Consider the following 5,024-nt stretch of genomic DNA (forward strand, 5'->3'; position numbering starts at 1 on the left):
CCCGGCGGCTGCGGTGCGTGCCGGGCTGCCGCTGCTGATCCCACGGCGGTGTCGTGGTGCTGCCGGTGAATCAGTGCGTGCTGCGCGGGTCAGTCCCGCGTGGCGCGGCGCTGTACACAGGCGATGTAGGCGTCGCCATCGGGCGGGCGGCCGGCGCGCTGGCTCTCCCACAGCATCTGGCCCAGGCAGTCCATCGCCGCATGGTGGGCGTCGTGCAGGGAGTCGAGGCGGGCCGTGAGCAGTTCCACCGCCTGGCGGATGCCGCGCGGCTGGTCGATGCTGCACTGTTCGCTGATGGACAGGTGCATCGATAGATGCAGGAAGGGGTTGGTCTGCGCCGGTGTTTCGTCGTAGTTGCGTGCCACGGCGGCATCGGCATCGGCAAGGTCCGCATGGTATTCGGGGTGCTCTGCAATCCACAGGCTGGCCAGGGTTTCGATGGCCTCCATGGGTTCGCCGCTTTGAGTCTTGGCATGCACCGCGCAGAGGAAGCGGCGCACATCGGCTTGGGAGGGGTTGAACATGGCGGCAAGCGTAGCACGCGGGCGGCCGCGGCCTTGCATCGCGGTGGCGTCCTACACCCAGCATTGGCACTCGCGCCTACAGTGGGGCGGGGCGCGCGGCGAAACCAGGGCCGCCATTGCACCATAGCTATCGAACAGATGCCAACAGCCCTGGACAGGGGAGAAAAATGCCATGAATGCGCTGCGTTTGATCGGAGTGATTCTCATCGTTCTGGGCTTGGCCGGGTTCTTGACCGGCGGTTTCAGCTTCACCAAGGAAACCACCCAGGCCAAGCTGGGCCCGCTGGAACTGACCGTGAAGGAAAAAGAAGCGGTGAACGTGCCCCAGTGGCTGAGTCTGGGCGCGATGGCGCTGGGGGCCGTCGTGCTGGTGCTGGGCTTTCGCAAGAATTGATCACAACCCGGTCGCGCCATGAGGTCCGGCCGTGGCCGGTGCGCATCGTGGGTGCCCGGCTGCTGAGCGGCGTGCGGTGTCGCGGAGGATGGGACGTTGCCGCCCAGATCGGGCGCTCCGCGCCATTTGGGGCAGGGCCCTCACGATGGGCGCGGCGCAGGGGCACGGTCTGCCACCGGGCGCCATCTCTCATGAAAGGACATTGCAGCCGCTGCTTTGCGCCATCGGTTGATCTGGGCGATGGCCGAAACCTGTCTGGCTGCTTTGCGCCATGCGAGGCGCCGAATGCCCGCCCGCACACCCACTGCCCGCCACCATTGATTCACCGTGTCGCCTGGTGGCTGGCGCGAAAAATCAGTTGCGTTGGATGCCCAGCATGCGTGAAATGGTTTGCGCCGCCTGGAGCAGCGCTGGCAGCATGGTGGCCTGCATCACTTCGGCGCTGGTGCGGTTGGCCTGGCCACTGACGTTGAGGGCGGCCACGGTCTGGCCCGCGCGGTTGGTCAGCGGCGCGGCGATCGAGATCAGCCCTTCCTCCAGCTCCTGGTTCACCAGGCACCAGCCCTGCGCGCGGGCGCGGCGGATGTGCTCGAGCAGCGCCGGCAACTCCACCGTGGTGTGCCGCGTGAAGCGCTGCAGGGCAACGCCCTGCAGTCGGGCCACCAATTCGTCTTCGGGCAGGCCGGCCAGCAACACCCGCCCCATCGACGTCCAGGGCGCGGGCAGGCGCGAGCCCACGCCCAGGTTGGTGCGCATGATCTTGTGGGTGGGCAGCCGCAGCACGTAGACGATGTCGAGGCCGTCGAGCACGGCGGCCGAGCACGACTCGCGCACCTTTTCGACCAGTTCTTCCATCACCGGCTCGGCCAGGTCCCAGATGGGCATGGACGAGAGGTAGGCGAACCCCAGGTCGAGGATGCGCGGCGTCAGGCGGAACAGCCGGCCGTCGCTTTCCACATAGCCCAGCGTCTGCAGCGTGAGCAGGATGCGGCGGGCGCCCGCGCGCGTCAGCCCCGTGTGCGCGGCGACTTCACTCAGCGTCTGCTGCGGCGCGGTGGCGCTGAACGAGCGGATGACTTCGAGCCCGCGCGCGAAGGATTGCACGTAGCTGTCCCCCGGTTTGGGGCTTGCTGGAGGGGAATTGGTGCTCATGGGATGCCCGGCTATAATTCTTTATGCGAACATTTGTTCATTATACGAACAAATAGCGGCGCCTTTTTTGATATTTCTCGGAAGACTTTCCATGATCAACAAGATAGCGGACTCGGTGGCGCAGGCCCTCTCGGGCGTGCGGGACGGTGCCACGGTGCTGATTGGTGGCTTTGGCACGGCGGGCATCCCGGATGAGCTGATCGACGGCCTGATCGCCCACGGCGCGCGCGATCTCACCATCGTCAACAACAACGCCGGCAACGCCGAGCAGGGCGTGGCCGCGCTGCTGAAGGCAGGCCAGGTGCGCAAGATCATCTGCAGCTTTCCGCGCCAGGCCGACAGCTATGTCTTTGACGAGCTCTACCGCAGTGGCAAGCTCGAACTTGAGCTGGTGCCCCAGGGCAACCTGGCCGAGCGCATCCGCGCCGCCGGCGCGGGCATCGGCGCGTTCTTCTGCCCCACGGCCTACGGTACCGAGCTGGCCAAGGGCAAGGAAACCCGCGAGATCAACGGCAAGCACTACGTGCTCGAGTACCCCATTTACGGCGACCTGGCGCTGATCAAGGCCGACAAGGGCGACCGCTGGGGCAACCTCACCTACCGCATGTCGGCCCGCAACTTCGGCCCGGTGATGGCCACCGCAGCCAAGACCACGGTGGCCACGGTGCACGAGGTGGTGGAACTGGGCGCGCTCGACCCCGAAACCATCGTCACGCCCGGCGTGTACGTGAGCCACGTCGTGAAGATCGCCCGCGTCGCCACCCAGGCCGGTGGTTTCAAGAAATCTGCATGAAATTGGCCTCTGGCGCAAAAGGAGCAAGCGTGAGCAGCTATCAAAAACGTAGTAAAGAAGAGTTGGCCAAGCGGGTGGCGCAAGACATCCACGACGGCGCCTACGTCAACCTCGGCATCGGCCAGCCCACCCTGGTGGCCAACCACATTCCTGCAGGTCGTGAGGTCATCCTGCAAAGCGAGAACGGCATCCTGGGCATGGGCCCGGCGCCGGCCGCGGGCAGCGAAGACTACGACCTCATCAACGCCGGCAAGCAGCCCGTGACGCTGCTGCCCGGTGGCGCGTACTTCCACCATGCCGACAGCTTCGCGATGATGCGCGGCGGCCACCTCGACATCTGCGTGCTGGGCGCCTTCCAGGTGTCGGCCACGGGCGACCTGGCCAACTGGAGCACGGGCGAGCCCGGCGCCATCCCCGCGGTGGGCGGCGCCATGGACCTGGCCATCGGCGCCAAGCAGACCTGGGTCATGATGGACCTGCTCACCAAGCAGGGCGCCAGCAAGGTCGTGGCCCAGTGCACCTATCCGCTCACCGGCATTGGCTGCGTCAAGCGCATCTATTCCGACCTTGCCACGCTGGCCTGCACGCCGCAGGGGCTCCGGCTCATCGACAAGGTCGAGGGGCTTGAACACGCCGAACTCGAACGCCTTGTGGGCCTGCCTATCCAGGCCTGAACTTTCCCCCCGAATTCCCCAGGAGACACCATGACCCAAGCTTTCATCTGTGATGCCATCCGCACCCCCTTCGGCCGCTACGGCGGCGCGCTTTCGAGCGTGCGCACCGACGACCTCGGCGCCATCCCGCTCAAGGCGCTGATGGAGCGCAACCCCGGCGTGGACTGGGCTGCCGTGACCGACGTGCTCTACGGTTGTGCCAACCAGGCCGGCGAAGACAACCGCAACGTGGCGCGCATGTCGGCCCTGCTGGCCGGCCTGCCCATCGAAGTGCCGGGCGCCACCATCAACCGCCTGTGCGGCTCGGGCCTCGATGCCGTGGGCACGGCAGCGCGCGCCATCAAGGCCGGTGAAGCGGGCCTGATGATTGCCGGCGGCGTTGAAAGCATGAGCCGCGCCCCCTTTGTGATGCCCAAGGCGGAAAGCGCCTTCAGCCGCAACAACGCGGTGTATGACACCACGATTGGCTGGCGCTTTGTCAACAAGCTCATGAAGGCGCAATACGGCGTGGATTCGATGCCCGAAACGGCCGAAAACGTGGCCACTGATTTCGGCATCGAGCGCGAGGCACAGGACCGCATGGCGCTGCGCAGCCAGCTCAACGCCGTGGCCGCCATCCAGGCCGGCCACCTGGCGCGCGAAATCGTCCCGGTGACCATTCCGCAGAAGAAGGGCGACGCCATCGTCGTCAGCCAGGACGAGCACCCGCGCGAAACCAGTCTGGAAGCGCTGGCCAAGCTCAAGGGCGTGGTGCGCCCCGATGGCACCGTCACGGCTGGCAATGCCTCGGGTGTGAACGATGGCGCCTGCGCCTTGCTGCTGGCCGATGAGGCCCATGCCGCCAAGTACGGCCTCAAGCCCCGCGCCTGCGTGGTGGGCATGGCCACCGCCGGCGTGGCGCCGCGCATCATGGGCTTTGGCCCCACGCCGGCCACCCAGAAGGTGCTGGCGCAGACGGGCCTCACCATCGACCACATGGACGTGATTGAACTCAACGAAGCCTTTGCCGCCCAGGGCCTGGCCGTGCTGCGCGCTCTGGGCCTGAAGGACGACGACGCCCGCGTGAACGCCTGGGGCGGTGCCATTGCACTGGGCCACCCGCTGGGTGCCAGCGGCGCGCGCCTGGTCACCACGGCCGTGAACCGCCTGCACGAGCACGCCGGCAAATACGCGCTGTGCACGATGTGCATTGGCGTGGGGCAGGGCATTGCCGTGATCCTCGAGCGGGTCTGAACGCCTGCCCATGTCCAGCGCGCCGGTGGGCTGCATTGCCAGCCGGCTGCCGCGCCGCGTGCGCAGGCGCTGGACATGCCCGGGGTGCGCCACCGCGCCCCACCGCGCCCATCGCCATCCCCTGGCTCCACCGAAAGGCTGACTGTGCAGACACAAACCATTGAAACCCCAGGTGGCCGCTTCCGCGTGCGGCTGGACGGCCCGGCCCAGGCCCCCGTGCTGGTGTTCTCCAACTCGCTGGGCACCACGCTGGA

Annotated in this window: 6 protein-coding genes; 4 read left to right on the forward strand and 2 right to left on the reverse strand. The window is 67.0% G+C overall.

Annotated features, from left to right (window positions below; translation table 11 throughout):
* Window positions 1–89: 89 nt before the first annotated feature.
* On the reverse strand, window positions 90–524 hold the full coding sequence (locus ACDELDRAFT_RS19015; RefSeq protein WP_040329913.1) for a DUF1841 family protein: 435 nt from the start codon (window positions 522–524) through the stop codon (window positions 90–92).
* Between the two features lie 172 nt (window positions 525–696).
* On the opposite strand from ACDELDRAFT_RS19015, the gene ACDELDRAFT_RS19020 reads away from it, so the two are divergent.
* Complete coding sequence (locus tag ACDELDRAFT_RS19020; RefSeq protein ID WP_005799650.1) at window positions 697–918, forward strand: hypothetical protein; 222 nt, start codon at window positions 697–699, stop codon at window positions 916–918.
* Between the two features lie 354 nt (window positions 919–1,272).
* Here ACDELDRAFT_RS19020 and ACDELDRAFT_RS19025 read toward each other — a convergent pair whose 3' ends face one another.
* Window positions 1,273–2,070 carry an IclR family transcriptional regulator domain-containing protein gene (locus tag ACDELDRAFT_RS19025; RefSeq protein ID WP_005799651.1) on the reverse strand — a complete coding sequence of 266 codons (798 nt, stop codon included), beginning with the start codon at window positions 2,068–2,070 and terminating at the stop codon, window positions 1,273–1,275.
* Window positions 2,071–2,161: 91 nt separating this feature from the next.
* On the opposite strand from ACDELDRAFT_RS19025, the gene ACDELDRAFT_RS19030 reads away from it, so the two are divergent.
* The 3 genes from ACDELDRAFT_RS19030 to pcaF are packed head-to-tail and all read left to right on the forward strand — an operon-like array spanning window position 2,162 to window position 4,770.
* Window positions 2,162–2,863: a 3-oxoacid CoA-transferase subunit A gene (locus ACDELDRAFT_RS19030; RefSeq protein ID WP_005799652.1), complete on the forward strand. Its 702-nt coding sequence runs from the start codon at window positions 2,162–2,164 to the stop codon at window positions 2,861–2,863.
* 29 nt (window positions 2,864–2,892) lie between these two features.
* Window positions 2,893–3,537 carry a 3-oxoacid CoA-transferase subunit B gene (locus tag ACDELDRAFT_RS19035; protein WP_005799653.1) on the forward strand — a complete coding sequence of 215 codons (645 nt, stop codon included), beginning with the start codon at window positions 2,893–2,895 and terminating at the stop codon, window positions 3,535–3,537.
* A 30-nt stretch (window positions 3,538–3,567) separates the two neighbouring features.
* On the forward strand, window positions 3,568–4,770 hold the full coding sequence (gene pcaF / locus ACDELDRAFT_RS19040) for a 3-oxoadipyl-CoA thiolase (RefSeq protein WP_005799654.1): 1,203 nt from the start codon (window positions 3,568–3,570) through the stop codon (window positions 4,768–4,770).
* Window positions 4,771–5,024: the final 254 nt, after the last annotated feature.

The organism is Acidovorax delafieldii 2AN (genome assembly GCF_000175235.1).
In the GTDB taxonomy this organism is placed as follows: Bacteria; Pseudomonadota; Gammaproteobacteria; order Burkholderiales; family Burkholderiaceae_C; genus Acidovorax; species Acidovorax delafieldii_B.